Genomic DNA, 384 nt, shown 5'->3' with positions numbered 1-384 from the left:
GAACCTGCGGTTGGATCACCTCCTTTCTAGAGTAAAGAGCAATCATTCGTTTGATTGGCTCACTAAAGAAGAAGCATTAAAATGCACTCCAAGTGAGGCACTAAATGCCGAATCGGAAATCTCACAAAACAAGGGAACCGCTCACGAAGTGATGTTTCTTTAGAAGATGTTATTTCTAGTTCACTTGCTTGCTTAGTTTTCAGTGATCTATGTTATTTTACAAATCACTACAAAAAGTTTTACAGTCATGGGGAATTAGCTCAGCTGGGAGAGCGCCTGCCTTGCACGCAGGAGGTCAGCGGTTCGATCCCGCTATTCTCCACCATTAAAAATTAAACTTTTTATGTTCATTAAATTACAATTGTTAAAGTCAACAACTTTATA

The 384-nt window shown here is 39.1% G+C and carries 1 tRNA gene; it reads left to right on the top strand.

Annotated features, from left to right (window positions below):
• The first annotated feature begins 249 nt into the window (after nt 1–249).
• Nucleotides 250–325: transfer RNA gene (locus tag ES948_RS10790), tRNA-Ala, on the top strand.
• Nucleotides 326–384: the final 59 nt, after the last annotated feature.

It is taken from the genome of Sulfurimonas indica (assembly GCF_009192995.1).
GTDB lineage: Bacteria > Campylobacterota > Campylobacteria > Campylobacterales > Sulfurimonadaceae > Sulfurimonas > Sulfurimonas indica.
This window is presented reverse-complemented; position numbering and strand designations above follow the sequence as displayed.